General features: G+C 74.5%; 22 protein-coding genes. 13 read left to right on the top strand and 9 right to left on the bottom strand.

Going from position 1 to position 20,084, the window contains the following annotated elements:
- The first annotated feature begins 37 nt into the window (after window positions 1-37).
- The 4 genes from ABD644_RS14140 (at window position 38) to ABD644_RS14125 (ending at window position 1,981) form a co-directional block, all read left to right on the top strand.
- Window positions 38-433, top strand: coding sequence for a VOC family protein (locus ABD644_RS14140; RefSeq protein ID WP_344689572.1), 396 nt, complete (start codon window positions 38-40; stop codon window positions 431-433).
- Window positions 430-729, top strand: a complete 300-nt coding sequence (locus ABD644_RS14135) for a hypothetical protein (protein WP_344689571.1) — start codon at window positions 430-432, stop codon at window positions 727-729. Before ABD644_RS14140 ends, ABD644_RS14135 begins: the two co-directional genes overlap by 4 nt.
- 96 nt (window positions 730-825) lie before the next feature.
- Window positions 826-1,383 (top strand): hypothetical protein, encoded by a 558-nt coding sequence (locus ABD644_RS14130; protein ID WP_344689570.1) that lies wholly within the window; start codon window positions 826-828, stop codon window positions 1,381-1,383.
- Between the two features lie 61 nt (window positions 1,384-1,444).
- The gene (locus ABD644_RS14125) at window positions 1,445-1,981 is read left to right on the top strand and encodes a COG4315 family predicted lipoprotein (RefSeq protein ID WP_344689569.1); all 537 of its coding nucleotides are present in this window, start codon (window positions 1,445-1,447) and stop codon (window positions 1,979-1,981) included.
- A gap of 28 nt (window positions 1,982-2,009) precedes the next feature.
- Here the strand turns inward: ABD644_RS14125 and ABD644_RS14120 are convergent, their stop codons facing one another.
- A complete protein-coding gene (locus ABD644_RS14120) occupies window positions 2,010-3,062 on the bottom strand; it encodes a LuxR C-terminal-related transcriptional regulator (RefSeq protein WP_344689568.1) in 1,053 nt (350 codons plus the stop codon).
- 113 nt (window positions 3,063-3,175) lie between these two features.
- On the opposite strand from ABD644_RS14120, the gene ABD644_RS14115 reads away from it, so the two are divergent.
- On the top strand, window positions 3,176-4,552 hold the full coding sequence (locus tag ABD644_RS14115) for an FAD-binding oxidoreductase (protein WP_344689567.1): 1,377 nt from the start codon (window positions 3,176-3,178) through the stop codon (window positions 4,550-4,552).
- A 69-nt stretch (window positions 4,553-4,621) separates the two neighbouring features.
- Window positions 4,622-5,158 carry an inorganic diphosphatase gene (locus ABD644_RS14110; RefSeq protein ID WP_344689566.1) on the top strand — a complete coding sequence of 179 codons (537 nt, stop codon included), beginning with the start codon at window positions 4,622-4,624 and terminating at the stop codon, window positions 5,156-5,158.
- Window positions 5,159-5,193: 35 nt separating this feature from the next.
- On the opposite strand, the gene ABD644_RS14105 is transcribed toward ABD644_RS14110, so the two are convergent.
- Entirely contained in the window at window positions 5,194-5,844 is a 651-nt protein-coding gene (locus tag ABD644_RS14105) for a ferritin family protein (RefSeq protein WP_344689565.1), read from the bottom strand.
- Between the two features lie 170 nt (window positions 5,845-6,014).
- Between ABD644_RS14105 and ABD644_RS14100 the strand changes: the two genes are divergently transcribed.
- The 3 genes from ABD644_RS14100 to ABD644_RS14090 all read left to right on the top strand — a co-directional run bounded on the left by ABD644_RS14100 (window position 6,015) and on the right by ABD644_RS14090 (window position 7,848).
- Window positions 6,015-6,605 (top strand): carboxymuconolactone decarboxylase family protein, encoded by a 591-nt coding sequence (locus ABD644_RS14100; RefSeq protein ID WP_344689563.1) that lies wholly within the window; start codon window positions 6,015-6,017, stop codon window positions 6,603-6,605.
- The gene (locus ABD644_RS14095) at window positions 6,602-7,495 is read left to right on the top strand and encodes an RNA polymerase sigma-70 factor (RefSeq protein ID WP_344689562.1); all 894 of its coding nucleotides are present in this window, start codon (window positions 6,602-6,604) and stop codon (window positions 7,493-7,495) included. The genes ABD644_RS14100 and ABD644_RS14095 overlap by 4 nt, the downstream gene beginning before the upstream one ends.
- A 62-nt stretch (window positions 7,496-7,557) precedes the next feature.
- Complete coding sequence (locus ABD644_RS14090) at window positions 7,558-7,848, top strand: hypothetical protein (protein WP_344689561.1); 291 nt, start codon at window positions 7,558-7,560, stop codon at window positions 7,846-7,848.
- Window positions 7,849-7,867: 19 nt separating this feature from the next.
- On the opposite strand, the gene ychF is transcribed toward ABD644_RS14090, so the two are convergent.
- The 6 genes from ychF to ABD644_RS14060 form a co-directional block, all read right to left on the bottom strand.
- A complete protein-coding gene (gene ychF / locus ABD644_RS14085; protein ID WP_344689560.1) occupies window positions 7,868-8,941 on the bottom strand; it encodes a redox-regulated ATPase YchF in 1,074 nt (357 codons plus the stop codon).
- 127 nt (window positions 8,942-9,068) lie between these two features.
- Entirely contained in the window at window positions 9,069-9,704 is a 636-nt protein-coding gene (locus tag ABD644_RS14080) for a response regulator (protein ID WP_344689559.1), read from the bottom strand.
- A complete protein-coding gene (locus ABD644_RS14075; protein WP_344689558.1) occupies window positions 9,701-10,951 on the bottom strand; it encodes a sensor histidine kinase in 1,251 nt (416 codons plus the stop codon). Before ABD644_RS14075 ends, ABD644_RS14080 begins: the two co-directional genes overlap by 4 nt.
- A complete protein-coding gene (locus ABD644_RS14070) occupies window positions 10,948-11,772 on the bottom strand; it encodes an ABC transporter permease (protein ID WP_344689557.1) in 825 nt (274 codons plus the stop codon). Before ABD644_RS14070 ends, ABD644_RS14075 begins: the two co-directional genes overlap by 4 nt.
- Window positions 11,769-12,689: an ABC transporter ATP-binding protein gene (locus tag ABD644_RS14065; protein ID WP_344689556.1), complete on the bottom strand. Its 921-nt coding sequence runs from the start codon at window positions 12,687-12,689 to the stop codon at window positions 11,769-11,771. Before ABD644_RS14065 ends, ABD644_RS14070 begins: the two co-directional genes overlap by 4 nt.
- Before the next feature lie 103 nt (window positions 12,690-12,792).
- On the bottom strand, window positions 12,793-14,487 hold the full coding sequence (locus ABD644_RS14060) for a serine/threonine-protein kinase (protein WP_344689555.1): 1,695 nt from the start codon (window positions 14,485-14,487) through the stop codon (window positions 12,793-12,795).
- Between the two features lie 171 nt (window positions 14,488-14,658).
- Between ABD644_RS14060 and ABD644_RS14055 the strand changes: the two genes are divergently transcribed.
- The 4 genes from ABD644_RS14055 to ABD644_RS14040 all read left to right on the top strand — a co-directional run bounded on the left by ABD644_RS14055 (window position 14,659) and on the right by ABD644_RS14040 (window position 18,874).
- Entirely contained in the window at window positions 14,659-16,242 is a 1,584-nt protein-coding gene (locus ABD644_RS14055) for an AlkA N-terminal domain-containing protein (RefSeq protein WP_344689554.1), read from the top strand.
- Window positions 16,239-16,775, top strand: coding sequence for a methylated-DNA--[protein]-cysteine S-methyltransferase (locus ABD644_RS14050; RefSeq protein ID WP_344689553.1), 537 nt, complete (start codon window positions 16,239-16,241; stop codon window positions 16,773-16,775). The genes ABD644_RS14055 and ABD644_RS14050 overlap by 4 nt, the downstream gene beginning before the upstream one ends.
- A 50-nt stretch (window positions 16,776-16,825) precedes the next feature.
- Window positions 16,826-17,923 carry a DNA recombination protein RmuC gene (locus tag ABD644_RS14045; protein WP_344689552.1) on the top strand — a complete coding sequence of 366 codons (1,098 nt, stop codon included), beginning with the start codon at window positions 16,826-16,828 and terminating at the stop codon, window positions 17,921-17,923.
- A gap of 189 nt (window positions 17,924-18,112) precedes the next feature.
- Entirely contained in the window at window positions 18,113-18,874 is a 762-nt protein-coding gene (locus tag ABD644_RS14040) for a DUF6542 domain-containing protein (RefSeq protein ID WP_344689551.1), read from the top strand.
- A gap of 136 nt (window positions 18,875-19,010) precedes the next feature.
- On the opposite strand, the gene ABD644_RS14035 is transcribed toward ABD644_RS14040, so the two are convergent.
- Window positions 19,011-19,997 (bottom strand): 4-hydroxy-3-methylbut-2-enyl diphosphate reductase, encoded by a 987-nt coding sequence (locus tag ABD644_RS14035; protein WP_344689550.1) that lies wholly within the window; start codon window positions 19,995-19,997, stop codon window positions 19,011-19,013.
- Between the last annotated feature and the right edge of the window lie 87 nt (window positions 19,998-20,084).

The raw sequence follows: 20,084 nt of genomic DNA, 5'->3' as shown, positions 1-20,084 counted from the left end.
GCCCCAGCGGGGGCCACCGACGACATCGGGAGCAACCATGCTGAGCAGCAGCCGGGTCGAGGCCAACATCCCCGCCGCGAACCTGAAGCGGGCGCGCGACTTCTACGCCGACGTCCTGGGGCTCACGCCGACGAGGGACGTCGAAGACGTCCAGCTCTCCTACCGCACCGACGGCGGGACGACCTTCAACGTCTACGAGACGGCGTACGCCGGCCAGGCGGGGCACACGATCGCCCAGTGGCACGTCGACGACATCGAGGCCGAGGTGCGCGAGCTCAAGGCCAAGGGCGTCGCGTTCGAGATCTACGAGGACATGCCCGGCGTGGAGTGGGACGGCGACATCGCCACGGTCCCGGGCCTGGGCCGCGCCGCCTGGTTCAAGGACAGCGAGGGCAACATCATGTGCGTCGACCAGGAGGAGTCCGGGGCGTGAGCGCGGCGGCGGGCGTGCAGGCCGACGTCGAGGTCGCCGCCCTGCTCCGGGAGGTCGCGGACCTGCACCACCGCGTCTACCGGCTGACCGACGGCGACGACCCGGACTGGCCGACCTGGTACGCGACCTGGCTGGTCGAGCGCTCGGAGCTCCCGACACTGCTGGGTGCGGCTCCGGTGCGCAGCGAGCTGGTGTGCCTGCTCGTGCTGCTGGACCGCGAGGTCGCCGCGGGCGGGGTCACCGAGCCGTGGGAGGAGCTCTACGCCCGGCGGATCGTGGAGCAGTTCGCCGCCTGACCGGCCGAACGTCCTGGACGGCCGGGGCGGGCTGCCCTGGCGACCTCGCCGCGGTCCCGGACACGCTCGTGTCCAGAACCTTCGGAGGTGGCTGGCATGGGCGGTCGGATCGGAACCGGGACGACGGCGCGACGACGGGCCGGGCTGATCGCTGCCGGCGCCGCGGCGGTGCTCGCGGCCGGCACGGCGGGTGGCGTCGCGTGGGCCCGCGACGGCATCGAGAAGTCGAAGGGCTACGACGTGTCGACGACGTATCACGTCACCGTGGCGCCGGGCGAGACGAGGGACGTGGCGTGGCCCCGCCTCGGCGACGTCCGGCTCGGCAGCGAGTGCACGGCCGGGGAGGACACGACGGCGGGCACCTGGGGTGTCGGGATGAAGGCGCTGACGGTCACCAACACCGGGACCGACCCCGTCGTCGTCTCCTGGGAGGGCGAGCAGACACGCTGGCTCGCACCCGGCGAGTCCGATGCGTTCTTCGCCGTCGGCGAGGTCCACAACGAGACCACCCCCGATCCGCGCGCCGGCACCTTCGACATGTCCGTGCTGGCGACCGGCGGGACGTCGGCCAGCGGGACCATCGCCTGGACCGGCCGGTTCGACACCACCGCCCACACCGGAACGTGCACGTTCTCGCTGAACCTGCACGGCTGAGCGACCCGGACTGCGCTGCGGTCGGTTCCCTGGGCCCGCCGGACAGGTCACACTCTGCGTCATGCGCTTCCCGCGGCCCATCGGAGCGGTCCTCGTGGCGATCGGGCTGTTCGCGACGGCCTGCGGCGGCGGGACGGCGGAGTCCTCGTCCGCGTCGTCGTCCGCCGCGACGACCCCGGCACCGACGACGACCAGCGCCCCACCCTCGACCGCGGCGCCGTCGTCGAGCCCGGCAGCCGCCGCCGGCATCGAGATCACCACCGGTGACAGCGACTACGGGGTGATGCTGTTCGACCGGCCGGGGCAGGCGATCTACCTTTTCGACCGGGAGACGACCGCGCAGCCCGCCTGCTACGGGGACTGCGCCGCCGACTGGCCGCCGGTGCTGACCACCGGAGCACCGCAGGGGGCCGGTGACGTGCGGGGCGACCTGCTCGGCACCACGCAACGCGACGACGGGACGACCCAGGTCACCTACGGCGGCCACCCGCTCTACTACTACGCGCACGAGGACCCGGGCGAGGTGCTCTGCCACGACGTGGACGAGTACGGCGGGACGTGGCTGGTCGTGACCCCGGAGGGCACGCCCGCGCCGTGACGCCGGCGGCGCAGGCGCCGGCCCGCGCTCAGAGCCGCGGCAGGTAGTGGTCGAAGAACAGCCGGCCGGTCAGCTCGCCCCGGCTGCGGACGCCGGTCTTCTCGAACACGTTCTTCACGTGGTCGGCCACCGTGTACGGCGACAGCCACAGGGCCCGGGCGATCTCGGCGTTGCTGTGCCCCCGCACGACGAGCCCGACGACCTCGGCCTCCCGCTCGCTGAGCCGGTAGGCGTCGGTGAGCAGCGCGGCGATGTCGGCCGGCCGCGAGGGCTCCACGACCAGGCTCACCGTCGACCCGGACAACCGTTCCGCGTGCAGGGTCAGCCAGCGTCCGGTGCGGGTACGCAGCCGGCAGCGGGCGGTGGCGCGGCGGCCGTGCGCCGAGCGCGCCAGCGACGTGACGGCGAACGGCAGGCCGTCGACCGTCCCGTCGTCGACCTCGGCCAGCCGCTGCAGCGCCGCCGCCGAGCCCGTCAGGACGGCGACCCGCCCCTCGGTCACCTCGACGAGCACGACGCCGGGCTCGTCGCCGGTGGCCTCGCCCACCCGGGCCAGGAGCTGGACGCGGCGCAGCGCGGCGGCGACCCGCGGACCGAGCGTGCCGAGCAGCGCGGCCTCGGCCGCGGTGAAGTCCGGGGCGTCGGCGCCGCGGAACGCGATCATGGCGCCCCACGGCGTGCGGCCCTCGCGGTGCACGACGCGCAGCTCGTGCGGGAGGCCGGCCGGGCGGAGCACGTCGCGGAAGCGGGGGCTGCGCGCCGGGTCCCGCCCGGTCACGTCGGACAGCCGGGCCACCGGGCGCTCGGCCCGTGCCACGTCGGCCAGCCGGCCGACGTCGTCCTCGTCGCCGTACTCGAGCTCCAGCAGCCGCGGCACGAGGGCCATCGGCAGGCCCTCGGCGTGGAAGCCCCCGGTGGGCAGCGCGGTCGACGGGTCGAAGCTCATCGCGCACCACCGGTCGAACGGCACCGCGGTGGCGACGGCGGCGGCCACCGAGCGGTGCAGCGTCGTCGCGTCGGTCGCGCTCCGGCACAGCCGTTCGACCTCGGCCACCGCTGCCCGTGCCCGTCGCTGCTCCATACCGGGAGTGTCCGACCCGGGCCGGTCCACGGGAACCCCTAGCGCTAGGGATGGTGCGGCCCCCGCGCGGCCCTCCACGGTCGGTCCACTCACCCGATCCCGAGGAGACCGCGATGACCACCGCCCGTGCCGCCGCCTTCACCGGCACCCTGCTGACGCCGGAGTCGCCCGGCTACGACGACGCCCGGCGCGTCTGGAACGGCGCCATCGACCGCCGGCCCGCCTTCATCGCCCGCTGCCGGACGGCGGACGACGTCGTCGCCGCCCTGGCGCTGGCGCGACGCCACGACCTCGCCGTCGCCGTGCGCGGCGGCGGGCACAGCATCCCCGGCTGGTCGGTGTGCGACGGCGGCCTGGTCGTCGACCTCTCGCCCATGAAGGGCATCCGCATCGACCCGGCGAGCCGCACGGCGGTCGTCGAGCCCGGGGTCACCTGGGGCGAGTTCGACGCGGCCGCCCAGGCGCACGGGCTGGCCACCCCGGGCGGCGAGATCTCGCACACCGGCGTCGCCGGGCTGACGCTGGGCGGCGGCATCGGCTGGCTGAGCCGCATGCACGGCCTGTCCTGCGACAACCTGACCGGCGTCGAGCTGGTCACCGCCACGGGCGACGTCGTGCGCGTCGACGACGAGAGCGACCCCGACCTGATGTGGGGGTTGCGCGGAGGGGGCGGCAACTTCGGCGTCGTCACCGCGTTCACGTTCCGCCTGCACGCCGTAGGCCCGGTGCCCGGCGGGGTCGTCTTCTTCCCCGGCGAGCGGGCTCCCGAGGTGCTGCGGCTCTACCGCGACCTCGGCGCCGTCGCCCCGCGTGAGCTGTCACTGGTCGCCGTCCAGGTCACCGCGCCGCCGGCGCCGTTCGTGCCCGAGGAGCTGCGCGGCCGCCCGGTCGCCGGGATCTCCGCGGCCTGGTTCGGGGACCCCGACGAGGGCGAGCGGATGCTGTCGCCCATCCAGACCGCGCTCGGCCGGCCCTCGATCGACCTGCTCGGGGTGCTGCCGTACTGCGCCCTGCAGCAGTCCGTCGACGCGAGCGCCCCGTGGGGGATGCGGGCGCACGTGAAGAGCGACTTCCTCGACGAGTTCGACGACGCCGCGCTCGACGCGCTCGCCGACCACGCAGCCCGACGCACCCACCCCCTGTCGCACGTCCTGCTGCGGCGGCTCGGCGGAGCGATCGCCGACGTTCCGGCCGACGAGACCGCGTTCGCGCACCGGGGCGCCGCGCACATGACGACCATCGTGGGCGTGTGGGACCCCGGCGCCGACCCGGCGGCGGAGGTCGAGTGGACCCGGCGGACCTGGGACGCGAACCGGCGGCTTGCCCGCGGTACCTACGTCAACCACCTGGAGGACGAGGGGGTCGCGCGGGTGCGGGAGGCCTACCCGGCGGCCACGTTCGACCGGCTGACCGCGCTGAAGACGCGACTCGACCCCGACAACGTCTTCCGGCACAACCAGAACATCCCGCCGTCGCCGGACGCGACCTGAGGCTCGTCGGCCCCGCCCGCACACCTGCGTCCGGTTGACGCGGATGGGCGGGCGGTCCACGGTCTGCCCGTGGACGTCGACGTGATGATCGAGATCCCCAAGGGATCGCGGAACAAGTACGAGTACGACCCTCTGCTCGACCGCATCCGGCTGGACCGGATGCTGTTCACCGCGACCGGCTACCCGGGCGACTACGGCTTCGTCCCCGACACCCTGGCCGAGGACGGCGACCCGATCGACGTCGTCGTGCTCCTCGACGAGCCCACCTTCCCCGGCTGCCTGATCCGTGCGCGACTGCTCGCCGTGTACTGGATGCACGACGAGGAGGGGCCCGACGCCAAGCTGCTGTGCGTGTCGGCGAACGACCCGCGCAAGGCACACCTGCGGGAGCTCGAGGACGTGCCGATGCACCAGATCGCCGAGATCTGGCACTTCTTCAACATCTACAAGGCGCTCGAACCCGGGAAGTCGTCGGAGAGCCGCGGCTGGGAGCGCAGCGCCGAGGCCGCGCGCGCCCTGGAGGACGCGCGGCGGCGGTTCGCCGAGCAGGACCGACCGGCCACGGGCGCGCCGGGCAGCCCGCTGATTCCCGGCGCTGCTGGGTAGCGGGCGACGACCACCGCCGGACCAGGACGAGTGCGTCAGTGCAGGCCGAGTTCGGCCATCTGCTCGGACGTGAGGACGCCGCCGTTGTCCGCCGCCGCCGAGAACGCCGGCAGGTGCATCTCCTCGGACGCGCGGCGGAGATTGGTGAAGACCCGGGTGAGCGCCGCATCGTCGGTGACCTGTGCCAGCAACTCGTCGTAGAGCGCCACGTTCGCCACCTCGCCGTCGGCCCAGGCGGCCGCGGCCGTCTGCAGGGCGGCCGGCGCCGCGATCTGGCCCAGGTACGGGTTCTCCGGCACCTCGACGCCCAGCCGGTCCAGCTGCCGGATCAGCGCCTCGGCGTGGCGGGCCTCGGCCTCCCGGATCGAGACGTAGGGCTCCACCTGGCCGAACTCGTCGATGACCGCGGTGTAGGCGGCATAGGCGGCGTACTCGCCGTCGGGGCCCATGAGAGCCGACCAGGCAGCCGTGGCGCCGGGGACGGCGCTCACCTCGGCCGGCACCTCGGCGGAGGGAACTCCGCTTCCGTCGCTCGGCTCCGGGGTCTCCTCCCCGGCTGCCGACGAGCTGGTCGCGGTGGCGGTGCCGACGGCATCGCCGTCGTCCGGCGACGTGCCCGAACACCCGGCGAGGAGCGCGACGGCGAGAGCGGCGACGCCGGCGCGGCGGATGAATGCGGTGCTCATGGCGACCTCCGGGTCACGGGATTCCGACCACTGGAACAAATACCCCCTGGGGTATGTTCCGCGACGGCGGTGGACGCGGCGCCGCCAGCGAGCTGCCAGCCCTCCGGGGGTGTCACATCCGCGCCCCGGCTGGTGTCTTCATGTCGACCCACCACACACCTGGAGGAGACATGGCGAGCAGCACCCGGGTTCCCCCGACCGAGATCACCGGCATCTACGGGGCCCTGCTGAAGACGATGAGCCGCAGGATGCTGGGCCAGGTGCCGGAGGGCGCCGGGGTGATGTGGCACTACCCGGCGGTCTTCAAGGACATGATGAGGTTCGGCCGCCGGACCGAGTCGTGGAACCGGCTGGACCCCACCCTGGCGACGTTGGCGACCATGGCCGCGGCCGCCACGGTCGGCTGCAGCTTCTGCCTGGACCTGCACTACTTCCTGTCGCACGACCGGGGCCTCGACGAGGTCAAGGCGCGGGAGGTGCCGCGGTGGCGGGAGTCGACGGTCTTCACCCCGCTGGAGCGGCGGGTCATGGAGTACGCCGAGGCGATGAGCCAGACCCCGCCGGCCGTCACGGACGAGATGTCTGCCACCCTGCTCGACGAGCTGGGGGCGCCCTCCCTCCTCGAGCTGACCGCCAGGATCGGCACGATGAACATGACCGCCCGGGGCAACGTCGCACTCGGCATCCGATCGCAGGAGTTCTCGGCGTCCTGCGGCCTGCCTCCGCTGGCGGCGCCGTCGTCGGACCACGCCTCGACATGACCGACGACCCGTTCGACGACCTCGACCCGGACCCCTTCCTGGCCCACCGCAGCCTGCTGTTCACCGTCGCCTACGAGCTGCTCGGCTCCGCCGCCGACGCCGAGGACGTGGTGCAGGAGACCTGGTTGCGGTGGGCGGAGGTGGACCGGGCGGCCGTGCGGGAGCCACGGGCCTACCTGGTCCGGGTCGTCACCCGCCAGGCCCTGAACCGGTTGCGCACCGTGTCCCGCCGCCGCGAGGACTACGTCGGGGAGTGGCTGCCCGAGCCGCTGCTCACCAGCCCGGACGTGGCCGAGGACGTCGAGCTCGCGGAGAGCGTGTCGATCGCGATGCTGACCGTGCTGGAGACGCTGGGGCCGACCGAGCGGGCGGTCCTCGTGCTGCACGAGGTGTTCGACGTCCCGTATGACGAGATCGCCGAGGCGGTGGGCAAGACGACGGCGGCGGTCCGGCAGATCGCGCACCGGGCGCGCGAGCACGTGGCCGCGCGGCGACCGCGGACGGTGGTGAGCCGCACCGAGCAGCAGCAGGTCGTGGAGCGGTTCCTCGCCGCGGTCACCGCCGGCGACGTTCTGGGCCTGCTGGACGTGCTCGCGCCCGACGTGGTCGTCGTCGCCGACGGCGGAGGCCTGGCGCCCGCCGCCCGGCGCCCAGTCGCGGGCCGGGAGCGGGTGGCCAACGCGCTGTCCCGCTTCGCCTCGTTCGCACCCCAGGTCGAGATCACCACGCTGCTGGTCAACGGCGCGGTCGCCGCGCGGATCGACCCGGGCGGCGAGTTCGACACGGCGATCACCTTCGTCGTCGAGGACGGCCGGATCGCCCGCATCTACGCGATCCGCAACCCGGACAAGCTGGGCCGGCTCGACGAGGTGGCCCAGCTGCGCCGGTGACGCAGAACCCCGAAGGAGGCGCTCCGGGTGGGAGCATGCGCCGACCTACCTGGGAGGCCCCGTTGAACCGTTCCCTTGGCGCCGCCGCGATCATCATCGGCGCGGCCTTCCTCCTGATGGGCGGACTGGTGCTGCTGGTCCCGGAGCCCTCGGTCGGGCTCGGCATCGCCTTCCTCGTCATCGGCTTCCCGACCGTCGCTCTCGGCATCCGGAGCGCCCTGACTCACCGGCAGCCGGGTCCGGAGGCCGTGCCGGTGCGGGCCGCTGCGCCGGCCCGGCCTCGCGACGACCGACCGAAGTCGAAGTTCCGGCAGATCCTCGACGCCCTGCCCTACTTCAGCTGGATGCACTGACCGAGATTGCTACCTCGAGCTACACGTTGAAGCGGAACTCCACGACGTCGCCGTCCTGCATGACGTAGTCCTTGCCCTCCATGCGGACCCAGCCCTTGCCCTTCGCGTCGGCCATGGAGCCGGCCTGGACGAGCTGGTCGAAGGACACGATCTCGGCCTTGATGAAGCCGCGCTGGAAGTCGGTGTGGATCACGCCGGCCGCCTGCGGGGCGGTGGCGCCGACCGGGATGGTCCAGGCGCGCGCCTCCTTTGGCCCGGCGGTCAGGTAGGTCTGCAGGCCGAGGGTGGCGAAGCCGACACGGGCCAGCTGGTCGAGGCCCGGCTCCTCCTGGCCGATGCCGGCGAGCAGCTCGGCGGCCTCGTCGTCGGGCAGTTCGGCGAGCTCGGACTCGATCTTGGCGTCCATGAGGATCGCCTCGGCCGGGGCGACCATCGCCCGCAGCTCCGCGACCAGCTCCTCGTTGGCCAGCTCCTCCTCGTCGACGTTGAACACGTAGAGGAACGGCTTGGTGGTCATCAGCCCGAGCTCGCGCAGCGGCGCCGAGTCGATCCCGGCGGCGAAGAGGGTGCGGCCCTCGTCGAGCACCTTCTGCGCCTCGACGGCGGCCGCGTGCAGGGAGGCGCGCTCCTTGTCCTTGCGCATCTCCTTCTCCAGCCGCGGGATCGCCTTCTCCAGCGTCTGCAGGTCGGCGAGGATCAGCTCGGTGTTGATCGTCTCCATGTCGTCGGCCGGGCTGACCTTGCCGTCGACGTGCACGACGTCGGGGTCGGTGAACACCCGGATCACCTGGCAGATCGCGTCGCTCTCGCGGATGTGGGCGAGGAACTTGTTGCCCAGCCCCTGCCCCTCGCTGGCGCCGCGCACGATGCCGGCGATGTCCACGAACGACACCGTCGCCGGGATGATCTTCTGGCTGCCGAAGATCTCGGCCAGCGTCGAAAGCCTCGGGTCGGGGACGCCGACCACGCCGACGTTCGGCTCGATGGTGGCGAACGGGTAGTTCGCGGCCAGGACGTCGTTCTTGGTCAGCGCGTTGAAGAGGGTCGACTTGCCGACGTTGGGCAGGCCGACGATCCCGATGGTGAGGCTCACGGGAGTCCAGGCTACGGCGCGCCCGCCAGGTTCCTCAGGCGCGGCTCTTGCGCGGTTCCGTCTGCTCTTGCGCGGTTGCACCGGTGCAAGAGCGGACGGAACCGCGCAAGAGTCGAGGACGGCCCGGCTACGCCCCCGGTCGAGGCAGCAATCCCCGCTCCACGGCCACCATCACCGCGCGGGTCCGGTCATCGACACCGAGCTTCGCGAACACCCGCAGCAGGTGGGTCTTCACCGTCGCCTCGCCGATGAACAGCTCCCGGCCGATCTCGGCGTTGGTCAGCCCGCGGGCCACGCCGGCGAGCACCTCCACCTCGCGGGCCGTCGGGGCCTCCACGGCCGGCGCCCGCAGCCGCGACACCAGCCGGGCCGCGACCGGCGGCGCCAGCACGGTCTCCCCGCGGGCCGCCGCCCGCACCGCCTCGGCGAGCTGCGGCAGCGGGGTGTCCTTGAGCAGGTAGCCGGTCGCGCCGGCCTCCACCGCCCGCACGATGTCGGCGTCGGTGTCGTAGGTGGTCAGCACGAGCACCCGGACGGCGGGGTGCGCGGCCGCGATCCGCTCGGTCGCCGCGACGCCGTCCATCCGCGGCATCCGCAGGTCCATCAGGACGACGTCCGGCCCGTGCTCGGCCACCAGCGCCAGCGCCTCCAGTCCGTCGCCGGCCTCCCCCACCACCTCGATGTCGGGTTGCGCCGCGAGCCACCCGACGACGCCGCCGCGCACCACCGGGTGGTCGTCGACCACGAGCACGCGCACGCTCATCGGGCCGGCACCCGCACCGTCACGCGCGTGCCCCGCCCGGGCGCCGAGACGACGTCCACCGCGCCGCCCACCTCCTCCGCCCGGCCGCGCAGCCCGGCCAGCCCGACGCCGTCGGCCCCGTCCGGGTCGAACCCGACCCCGTCGTCCTCCACGTGCACCGACACCTGCGCCGACTCCCCCGACCCCACCCGGCCGATCCGCAGCACCACCGCCGTCGCCGACGCGTGCCGGCGCACGTTGGCCAGGGCCTCCTGCGCTCCGCGCAGCAGCACGACCTCCTCGCTGCGACTGAGCTCCGGAGCGCCCTCGCCGAGGGCGGCGGTGTCCAGCCGGGTGGCCAGGCCGGTCTCCCGGCCGAACCGGTCGACCAGCCGCTGCAGCGCCTCGACCAGCGTCGCCGAGTCCAGCGCGACCGGCGAGAACGCGGCGACCATCGCCCGCGCCTCGGCGAGGTTCTCCCGCGCGACCTCCTCGATCAGGGCCAGCCGCTCGGCCACCCCGGACGCGTCGGGCGGCAGCGCGGCGGCCGCGGTCTGCGCCAGGACGACGATGCTCGTGTAGCCCTGCGCGAGGGTGTCGTGCACCTCGCGGGCCAGCCGCTCCCGCTCCGCTGCCATGCCCTGCGCGTGGTGCAGGTCCGCCAGCTCGGCGCGGGTGCGCTCCAGCTCCCGGATGAGCTCGGCCCGCTGCTGGCTCTGCTCCAGCACCCGGCTGATCCAGATGCCCATGACGATGCTGAAGGTCAGCCCGACGAGGGTCTGCCCCGGGCCCGACAGCGGCTCGTTCCCCTGCGTCCAGGCGATCAGCGGGCCGAGGGTGCTCGCCAGCGCGAGGGCCAGCGTCCAGAGGATCCCCTGCCGCAGCGAACCGACCAGGAACCAGACGTGCGTGTAGCCCAGGAAGAGCAGGAACAGCAGCGACGGCTCGACCCAGGCCAGCACACCGAACGCGAGCACCATCACGAGCAGGTAGGCCTGCGCACGCCGGGCATCGCGGCTGCCGAGCGCCGGAGCGCCGAGGACCACGTAGGCCAGGGCCAGGACTCCGAGCGCCGCGAGCAGGACCGCCCGGGAGCCCTCGATCGGGGAGAGGACGATCGTCGCCACCGCGATGCCGAGCAGCAGGACGAACACCACGTGCAGGCCGACGAGCGTGACCCGCCAGCCGCGCGGGGACAGCGGACGGTCGCCGTCGGCGCCCTCGCACGAGGGGTCGACGGCGACCGGCCGCATCGGCAGGGAACTCACGCGTCGACCCGACGCCAGCGGAAGGTCCGCACGCACACCACGGCACCGATGATCACCCATGCGACGAGCACCAGGGCGGTCCTGCCGTGCTCCCAGCCGCCGGCGATCTCGAACGCGCTCGCCTGCTCGGGCAGGAACGCCGACCGCATGCCCTGGGTCAGCCACTTCAGCGGGAACAGCGCCGCCGCCTGCTGCATCCAGCCGGGCAGCTCCGCGAAGCCGAAGAAGACGCCGGAGAAGAACTGCAGCACGATCGCGAAGGCGGAGATGCCGGTGGTGACCGACGCCGCGCTGCCCCGCAGGGCCGACACCGCGACGCCCAGGACCGTGCCGGCCAGTGCGCCGAGGACCGCCACCCAGGCGAAGGTCAGCCAGTGCTGCAGATCGGCCGGCATCGGGACGTCGTAGGCGTAGTGGGCCAGGGGCAGCAGCAGCGCCAACTGCGCCGCCGTCGTGACCAGGACCTGGCCGGCCTTGCCCGCGAAGTAGGCGGCCGGCGGGGTGCCCAGCAGTTGCAGCCGCTCCAGCTGGCCGTTCTCCCGCTCGCTGGCGATGGTGGTGCCGATCGCCTGGAAGCTGGTCAGCATGATCCCGGTCGCCGCGATCCCGGCGAGGAAGTAGTGGGTGAACGGAACGTCGCCGGGCCGTTCGTCACCACCCAGGACCGCCGCGAAGATCACCAGCATGATCACCGGGTAGGCGAAGGAGAACACCACCTGCTGGCGCTCCCGGAAGAACAGCCGCAGCTCCAGCCCGACCCGGCGGAGCGCGATCCGCGCGGCCGACGGGGGTGCGGGGCGGTCGGTGAGGACGGCGGTCATCGGAGGTCTCCCTCGGGGGCGGCGGGACGGGTGGACGGGGTGCCCACGAGCGAGAGGTAGACGTCCTCCAGGCTCGGGCGGGTGACGGTCAGGCCGGGCACGTCGCCGGGGCCGGCGAGCAGGTCCCGCAGGACGGCGCCGGGCGACTCGGTGCGCACCTCGCGCACCGCGCCGTCCTCGGCCCAGCGGACCGTGGCCAGCCGCCGCAGCTCCGCGCCCAGCTCGTCGGGCGGGGCCACCTCGACCAGCCGGCCGTCGGCGACGACGCCGACCCGGTCGGCCAGCTCGGCCGCCTCGTCGAGGTAGTGGGTGGTCAGCAGCACGGTCGTGCCGTCGGCCCGCAGACCTCGGATGAGCTCCCAGAACTGCCGGCGGGCGACCGGGTCCATCCCGGTCGTCGGCTCGTCGAGGAAGACCAGCTCGGGCCGGCCCTGCACGCCGAGGGCGACCGCCAGGCGGCGGCGCTGCCCGCCGGAGAGCCGGCCGACGCGGGTGGCGGCCTTCTCCTCCAGCCCGACGGCGCCGATCAGCTCGGTCGTCGGCCGCGGCGTCGCGTGGTAGCCGGCGAAGTGGTCGAGCATCTCGCGCACGCTGAGCTCCTGCGCGGTCCCCTCGCCCTGGCTGACGACGCCGATCCGCGCCCGCCAGTCGCGCCCGCCGCGCGCCGCGTCGACGCCGAGCACGCGGACCTCGCCGTCGTCCCGCCTCCGGACCCCCTCGAGGATCTCGATCGTCGTGGTCTTGCCTGCGCCGTTGGGCCCGAGGAGGGCGAAGACCTCGCCCCGGGCCACGTCGAGGTCGAGGCCGTCGACGACGGCCCGCCCTCCGTACCTCTTGACCAGCCCGCGCATCCGCACGGCCGGTTCCGTCTGCGTCGCCGTCGCCGCCGGGCGGGGCGCGGCCTGTGTCGTCGTCATGCCCCGACCCTGCTGCGTCGGGGGTGCCCCGCGGGACCGCCGACCCGCTGGTCGGTCGTCCACCGCTCGGTGGACGGCGGCCGTCAGCCGGACGTTCCGGCTCTCAGCCGGTGAAGGTGACGGAGTCGACGACCGCGTCGAACGTCGGCTTCCACTCGTCGTAGAGCTCCGACGGGGCGATGAAGACCATCAGCAGGCGCGGCTCGTCCTGCAGGGTCACCGCGTAGACGCGCAGCTGACCGTCGCCCAGCGGCACGACCCCGCTCGCGGCGAACGCGTCGCGGCCGTCGACCTGCCGCGTCCCCTGCGCCACCATCCGCGAGCTGTCGAACCCCGACTGCAACTGGTCGGCGAGCCCCTTGGCATCGCTGGTGTAGACGTTGTCGGAACCGTCGACGTAGAGGTGCACCAGCGACTCGGGGTCGCCGGTGAGCGCCGTCTCGGCGTCGGCCACTGCCGTCCCGTCGTCGGCGGACAGGCCGGTCCAGTCCCGCGTTCCCAGGACCGCGTAGGCCAGGTCACCGGTGACGGTGTACGTCCCCCAGTCGTCGGGCACGTCGGCCTGGAAGGGGACGACGACGAAGTCCTCTGCGACGAGGTCCGGCCCTGACCAGGGCCGCCAGATCGCGGCGACGGCGACCAGCACGACGACCAGCGCGAGCACCGCCCACGGCCACCACCGGCGTCCCGCCCGGCCGGCGGAAGGTGGCTGCCCGCCACCCCAGGGCGGCGCCCCGCCCGGAGGCGGCCCGCTCGCCACCGGCAGCCATCCGGCCGGCGGGTGCACCGGCGTCTGCTCCCGCCGCTGCGCCGCGTCCGGCGGGAGGCCGACGGGCACCCCCGGCGGGAAGCTGGGGTGGGCCGCGCCCGGGTGCGGCGACGTGGAGGCCTCCTGCGACCCGACCACCTGGGTGGGCGCGGCGCGGACCGGCTGCGCGACCAGCGCCGACCGCAACCCGGCGACGAACTCCGCGCAGGTGGCCGGCCGGTCCGCCGGGTCCTTCGCCATGCCCCGCGACACGACCGCGTCCACGGCCCCCGGGAGATCGGCCCGGACGGCGCTCAGCGACGGGGGCGGCGTGGACATGTGCGCCCAGAGCAGTCCCGCCTCGCCGTCCATGTCGAACGGCGGCCGGCCTGTGAGCATCTCGAACGCCACGCAGGAGAGGGCGTAGACGTCGGTGCGCGCGTCGACCTCCTCGCCCCGGATCTGCTCCGGCGCCACGTAGTGCAGCGAGCCGAGGAACTGGCCGGTGCGCGTCAGCCCGGACACCGAGGTGGCCCGCTTGGTGAGCCCGAAGTCGGTCAGGTACACGTGCGTCCCGGGCGGCACCCGGTCGGCCGCGGCCCCGGCCAGCATGAAGTTCCCCGGCTTGACGTCCCGGTGCACCAGTCCCAGCCGGTGCGCGGCGTCGAGCGCGGCGGCGGCCTGGGCGAGCAGCGGCAGAGCGACGCCGGGATCCATCGGGCCGGTCGTCGCCAGCACCGTGTGCAGGTCCACGCCCTCGACGAACCGCATGGCGATGAACAGCAGCCCGTCCCAGTCGTCGGCCTCGTACACCGGGATGACGTTCGGGTGGTCGACGGCCGCGGCCAGCCGCGACTCCCGCACGAACCGCTCACGGAACCGGTCGTCGTCGGAGAGCTCGGGCGAGAGCACCTTCAGCGCCACCGGCCGGTCGAGCCGCACGTCGCGGGCCCGGTAGACCAACCCCATCCCACCGCGCGCGACCAGGCCCTCGACCCGGTAGCGGGAGACCTCGGTGCCCGTCTCGAGGATCGGCTGCTGGACCGCCATCGTGGGCTCCCTCTACGGCGCCGCCGCCGGCTGCCCGCGCTGGGCCCGAACGGATGGGTCAGCCTACGAGCGACGGCGGCTCCGTGGGGCTCCTGCGCCAGCGGCTGGCCTCCGAGCAGCCGCGTCCGAAAACCGCCAGTCAGCACCCGCCGGCACTGTCATGCTCGGTGCGTGACCGAAGCCCTGGACGCCGAGCGCTGCTACCGCGCCGTGGCGAGTCGGGATGCCCGCTTCGACGGCTGGTTCTTCACCGCCGTCGCCACGACCGGCATCTACTGCCGCCCCTCGTGCCCGGCGCGCACCCCGCTGCCCCGCAACGTCGCGTTCTTCTCCACGGCCGCTGCCGCCCAGGGCGCCGGCTACCGCGCCTGCCGGCGCTGCCGGCCCGATGCGGTGCCCGGCTCGCCCGCGTGGGACGTCCGCGCCGACGTCGTCGCCCGGGCCATGCGGCTGATCGCCGACGGCGAGGTCGAGCGCGCCGGCGTCCCCGGCCTGGCCGCCCGGCTCGGGTACTCCGAGCGCCAGCTGCACCGGCTGCTGGTCGGCGAGCTCGGCGTCGGCCCGCTCGCCCTCGCGCGCGCCCAGCGGGCGCAGACCGCGCGGTTGCTCATCGAGACCACCGACCTGCCGATGTCCGACGTCGCGTTCGCGGCCGGGTTCAGCAGCATCCGGCAGTTCAACGACACCCTGCGCGAGGTCTTCGCGACCACGCCGACCGGTCTGCGCGGCTCGACCACGGGCTCCGGCCGCGGGGCGCCGGGCTGGCTGGCCCTGCGGCTCGCCGCGCGCGCCCCCTACGACGCCGCCGAGGTGCTGCGGTTCCTGGGTGCGCACGCCGTCCCCGGCCTCGAGGAGTGGGACGGGACGACGTTCTCCCGCGTGCTCGACCTGCCGCACGGTCCGGCGGTGGTCCAGCTCTCCCCCGCCGCCGACGGCGGCGCCGCGGTGAGTGCCCGGTTGCGGCTGGCCGAGCTCCGCGACCTCGGGACGGCGGTGAGCCGCTGCCGGCGGATGCTCGACCTGGACGCCGACCCGGCGGCCGTCGACGAGACCCTCGGCGCCGATCCCGCGCTCTGCCCGCTGGTGACCGGCGCGCCCGGTCGCCGGGTGCCGGCGTCCCCCGACGCCGACGAGCTCGCGGTGCGCGCCGTACTCGGACAGCAGGTCTCCGTCGCCGGGGCGCGCACCCTCACCGCCCGCGTCGTGACGGCGGCCGGGACGCCGCTGCCCGAGCCGGTGGGCACGCTGACCCACGCCTTCCCGCGTCCCGCGGCACTCGCCGACGCCGACCTCACCGCGGTCGGCCTGACCGGGTCCCGCCGGCGGACGGTGCACGCCCTCGCCGCGGCGCTCGCCGACGGCACGGTCGCGCTCGACCCGGGGGCCGACCGCGAGGAGGCCGGCCGGGCGCTGCTCGCCGTCCCCGGCATCGGCCCGTGGACCGCCGCGCTCGTCGGCCTGCGCGGTCTCGCGGACCCCGACGTGTGGCTACCCGGTGACCTCGCGCTACGACGCTCCCTGGCAGCCCTCGGGAGTTCCGACGCCGAGGCCGCCACCCGCTGGCGCCCGTGGCGGTCCTACGCAGTGATGCACCTCTGGGCACTGGCTGTGCCTTCCCTCTTCACCCGCCCACCCGCGCCCACCACCCGCCCGACCACACCCACCACCCGCCCACCCGCCACCACCCGCCCGACCACACCCGTCCCCCTCCCGTCGGCCATCGAGCCGGCGGTGCTCGATCGGAGCGCCTCATGACTCCCAAGCCCGCCCGGTTCGCCACCCTCGCCACCCCACCCGGACCGTTCACCGTCGTCGTCGGCACCGACCACGGCGGCCGCGAAGTGGTCCTCGCCAGCGGTTGGACCGACGACGTGTCCGCACTGCTGCCGGTCATCCACCGCGCGCTGCGCCCGACGTGGGTCGAGGCGGCCGAGCGCCTGGAGGTGCTCGACACCGTCGACGCGTTCTTCGCCGGCGACGTGACCGCGATCGACACCGTCCCCGTCCGGCAGCGGTCCGGCCCGTTCCTCGAGGACGCGTGGGAGGTCCTGCGCACGGTCCCGGCCGGCGAGCCGGACACCTACGCCTCGTTCGCCGCCCGGTGCGGCCGGCCGGCGGCGGTGCGGGCCGCGGCCAACGCCTGCGCCCGCAACGCCACGGCGCTCTTCGTCCCCTGCCACCGGGTGCTGGGCTCCGACGGCGGGCTCGGCGGCTTCCGCTGGGGGACCCCCGTCAAGCGCTGGCTGCTCGACCACGAGGCCGAGCACGCACCGGTCGTCGCCGCTTGAGCTGAGGCAATGGGGCGGAAATGTCACCCCCCTCCGGCAGCCTGCACCGCATGGATGCCGCTTCCCTGTTCACCGGGCTCCTCCTGGGCGCGCTGCTGGCCACCGCGGTCACGCTGGTCGCCGTCACGCAGCTCGCCCGGCGCCGTCCCGCCGAGGCGGGGCTCGAGCCGGTGCACGAGTCGCTCGACCACCTGCACCGCCTCCTGGCCGGCATGGAGCGGGCCCGCGCCACCGCGCACGGGGAGCTCCGCGAGCAGATGGGCACCGTCGGGCAGGCGTCGGCCCAGCTGAAGCAGGAGACGGCGGCGCTCGTGACCGCGCTGCGCACGCCGCACGTCCGGGGCCGCTGGGGCGAGGTGCAGCTGCGCCGCGTCGTCGAGGTGGCCGGGCTCCTGGAGCACTGCGACTTCGTCGAGCAGCCCGGCAGCCGGAACGACGCGGGCGCCGGCGTGCGGCCCGACCTGGTGGTCACCCTCGCCGACGGCAAGCAGGTGGTCGTCGACGCGAAGGTGCCCTTCACCGGGTACATCGAGGCCGTCCAGGCCGACGACCAGGCGGTGCGCGCGCAGCGGATCGTCATGCACGCCCGGCAGCTGCGCGCGCACGTCGATGCGCTCGCCGCCCGCCGCTATCCCACGGCCTTCCGGCCGGCCGCGCCGTTCACCGTCCTGTTCGTGCCCTCCGACGGCTTCCTCACCACCGCGCTCGAGGCCGAACCGGGGCTGCTCGAGTACGGCTTCGACCGCGACGTCGTCATCGCCACCCCGAGCACGCTGCTCGCGCTGTTGCGCACGGTGGCGTACTCGTGGCGCCAGGAGCGCCTGGCCCGCGACGCCGACCAGGTCCTCGAGGTCGGCCGCCGGCTGCACGCCCGCCTCGGCACCCTGTCGGGGCACCTCACCAAGCTCGGCGCCGCGCTGGGCACCACGATGGCGCGGTTCAACGACACCGTCGGCTCCTACGAGCACTCCGTGCTCACCGCGGCCCGGCGGTTCGACGACCTGGGTGTGGCGGCCAGCCCCGTTCCGACGCCCGAGCCGCTGGAGGCGACGGTGCGCACCCTCCGGCCCGCGGAGCTCCCCCGACTCGACGTGCCGGAGTTCGGGGTCCCGGAGGACGACGAGAGCCGCGACGGCACCCACGGCTGACCGACCGGTCGCCGCCGGGGCCGGCACACCCGCCTCCCCCGCCCCACGGAGCACCTCGCGTCGCCCTGCCGGCACGGGAGGCCCGCGACTCGGTGCCGCCTTGCGCTCGTGTCGCAGGTTCGGTGGTTACCGTGACCATCGACGGAAGGCCACCCGGCCGACCGCGGGGGAACGGGACGGAGGTGCGCCATGGCGACGGCGAGCACTGCCGATGCATGGCGGCAGAGCGGAGTGCGCTCCGACCGGTCCTCCGCCGCCCCGCGGGCCCCCCGCACCGACCGCGGTCCCGGCGCCGAGCGCGCCGCACGACCGCTGCGCCCGACGCCCCCGCGGGCACCGGGCCCGAGCCGTGACCGCCTGCGCGCCCCGGAGGACGACATGGCCTACGGCGACGCCGCAGAGTTCGCCCGCACACCCGCTTCGCGCCGCCCCCCGGCGGCCCGTGGCCACGACCGCCACCCCGAGCGCGGTCGCCCCGACCGTCGTCGGCCCGACGAGCGGTACCGGGCCGACGATCGGCGCCCGAGCGCACGGCCGGCCGCCCCGCGGGGCGCCTCGGCCGGGCGAGGCCGCACGGCGCCGGCCGACACCGGGGGCAGCCGCCTGCGGGGCATCGTGGCCGTCATCGCCGTCTTCCTGATCACGCTGGCCGGCGCGGCCGTCGACTCGTTCTTCATGGGCATGGGCCTCGGCCTGATCACCCTCGGCGCCCTCGTCGGCTCGACGGTGCTGGCCGCGCTGCTGGTCCGGCGTCGCGACCTGCTGTCGGTGGTCGTCGCGCCGCCGTTGGTGTTCGTCGCCGTGGCCGGCCTGAACATCGCCCTCGCCCCGTCGGCGTCGTTCAACCTGGCCACGATGGCCACCCTGCTCGTCCGCGGCTTCCCCACGATGGCCCTGGCCACCGGTGCCGCATTCGTCCTCGCACTCATCCGGTGGGCCGCCCGCCGCTGACCCGACCGGTCCGTGCCGCACCGGGGTTCCTCCCCCGTACCCCGGCGTGCGCGCAGACCGACCCAGAACAGCCGCCCCATGGGCGCGGCGTCGAACCGGCCTGCCGTCGCCCCCGGGCCACCCGGCCCGGGGCGAGTCAGTCCGTCTGTGCGGGGGTGGTGTCGGCGGCCGCCGGCCGCCGTGAGGGGCGCAGCTCGTGCGGGAGCGCGAAGACCAGGCGCTCCTCGGCGGCCTTGACCGTCTCGACGTCGGCGTAGCCGCGCTCGGCCAGCCAGTCGAGCACCTCGCTGACGAGGATCTCCGGCACCGAGGCCCCGCTGGTGACGCCGACGGTGCCCACGCCCGCGAGCCACTTCTCGTCGATCTCGGAGGCGAAGTCGACGAGATAGGAGGCCCGGGCACCGGCCTCGAGGGCCACCTCGACCAGCCGGACGGAGTTCGACGAGTTCGTCGACCCGACGACCACGACGAGGTCGCACTCGGCGGCCATCTGCTTCACGGCCTGCTGGCGGTTCTGCGTGGCGTAGCAGATGTCGTCGCTCGGCGGCGCCTGCAGCCCGGGGAACCGGTTCTTCAACTGGTCCACCGTCGCGAGGGTCTCGTCCACCGACAGCGTGGTCTGCGACAGCCAGACGACCTTCTCGGGATCGCGCACCTGCACGTTCGCGACGTCGTCGGCGCCGTCGACGAGCTGGATGTGCTCGGGGGCCTCACCGGAGGTGCCCTCGACCTCCTCGTGACCGCGGTGGCCGATCAGCAGGATGTCGTAGTCGTCGCGGGCGAACCGCTTGGCCTCCTGGTGCACCTTGGTGACCAGCGGGCAGGTCGCGTCGATGGTGCGCAGACCGCGGGCGGCCGCCTCCTGGTGCACCGCGGGCGAGACGCCGTGGGCGCTGAACACGACGACGGCGCCCTCGGGCACCTCGTCGGTCTCCTCCACGAAGACCGCCCCGCGCCGCTCGAGGGTGGCGACGACGTGCTTGTTGTGGACGATCTGCTTGCGGACGTACACCGGCGCCCCGTGGATCTCCAGTGCCCGCTCGACGGCGACCACCGCGCGGTCCACGCCGGCGCAATATCCCCGGGGGTCGGCGAGGAGAACTCGTCCGCGCTGATCAGCCATGCATCCCATGGTAGGTGGGTGCCGCCGGCACCCCCTCCGAGCAGTGCGCACCGTGAGGTGGCCCACCTCTCGGGTGTACCGACGCCG

This window comes from Blastococcus jejuensis, from assembly GCF_039534705.1.
Lineage (GTDB): Bacteria > Actinomycetota > Actinomycetes > Mycobacteriales > Geodermatophilaceae > Blastococcus_B > Blastococcus_B jejuensis.
This window is presented reverse-complemented; position numbering and strand designations above follow the sequence as displayed.

Coding starts and splice junctions, on each gene's coding strand:
- ABD644_RS14140 (WP_344689572.1), top strand. CDS start 38: ATGCTGAGCAGCAGCCGGGTCGAGGCCAACATCCCCGCCGCGAACCTG.
- ABD644_RS14130 (WP_344689570.1), top strand. CDS start 826: ATGGGCGGTCGGATCGGAACCGGGACGACGGCGCGACGACGGGCCGGG.
- ABD644_RS14115 (WP_344689567.1), top strand. CDS start 3,176: ATGACCACCGCCCGTGCCGCCGCCTTCACCGGCACCCTGCTGACGCCG.
- ABD644_RS14060 (WP_344689555.1), bottom strand. CDS start 14,487: ATGGCGGTCCAGCAGCCGATCCTCGAGACGGGCACCGAGGTCTCCCGC.
- ABD644_RS14065 (WP_344689556.1), bottom strand. CDS start 12,689: ATGACGACGACACAGGCCGCGCCCCGCCCGGCGGCGACGGCGACGCAG.
- ABD644_RS14040 (WP_344689551.1), top strand. CDS start 18,113: ATGGCGACGGCGAGCACTGCCGATGCATGGCGGCAGAGCGGAGTGCGC.
- ABD644_RS14125 (WP_344689569.1), top strand. CDS start 1,445: ATGCGCTTCCCGCGGCCCATCGGAGCGGTCCTCGTGGCGATCGGGCTG.
- ABD644_RS14080 (WP_344689559.1), bottom strand. CDS start 9,704: ATGAGCGTGCGCGTGCTCGTGGTCGACGACCACCCGGTGGTGCGCGGC.
- ABD644_RS14070 (WP_344689557.1), bottom strand. CDS start 11,772: ATGACCGCCGTCCTCACCGACCGCCCCGCACCCCCGTCGGCCGCGCGG.
- ABD644_RS14045 (WP_344689552.1), top strand. CDS start 16,826: ATGGATGCCGCTTCCCTGTTCACCGGGCTCCTCCTGGGCGCGCTGCTG.
- ABD644_RS14095 (WP_344689562.1), top strand. CDS start 6,602: ATGACCGACGACCCGTTCGACGACCTCGACCCGGACCCCTTCCTGGCC.
- ABD644_RS14120 (WP_344689568.1), bottom strand. CDS start 3,062: ATGGAGCAGCGACGGGCACGGGCAGCGGTGGCCGAGGTCGAACGGCTG.
- ABD644_RS14100 (WP_344689563.1), top strand. CDS start 6,015: ATGGCGAGCAGCACCCGGGTTCCCCCGACCGAGATCACCGGCATCTAC.
- ABD644_RS14035 (WP_344689550.1), bottom strand. CDS start 19,997: ATGGCTGATCAGCGCGGACGAGTTCTCCTCGCCGACCCCCGGGGATAT.
- ABD644_RS14050 (WP_344689553.1), top strand. CDS start 16,239: ATGACTCCCAAGCCCGCCCGGTTCGCCACCCTCGCCACCCCACCCGGA.
- ABD644_RS14105 (WP_344689565.1), bottom strand. CDS start 5,844: ATGAGCACCGCATTCATCCGCCGCGCCGGCGTCGCCGCTCTCGCCGTC.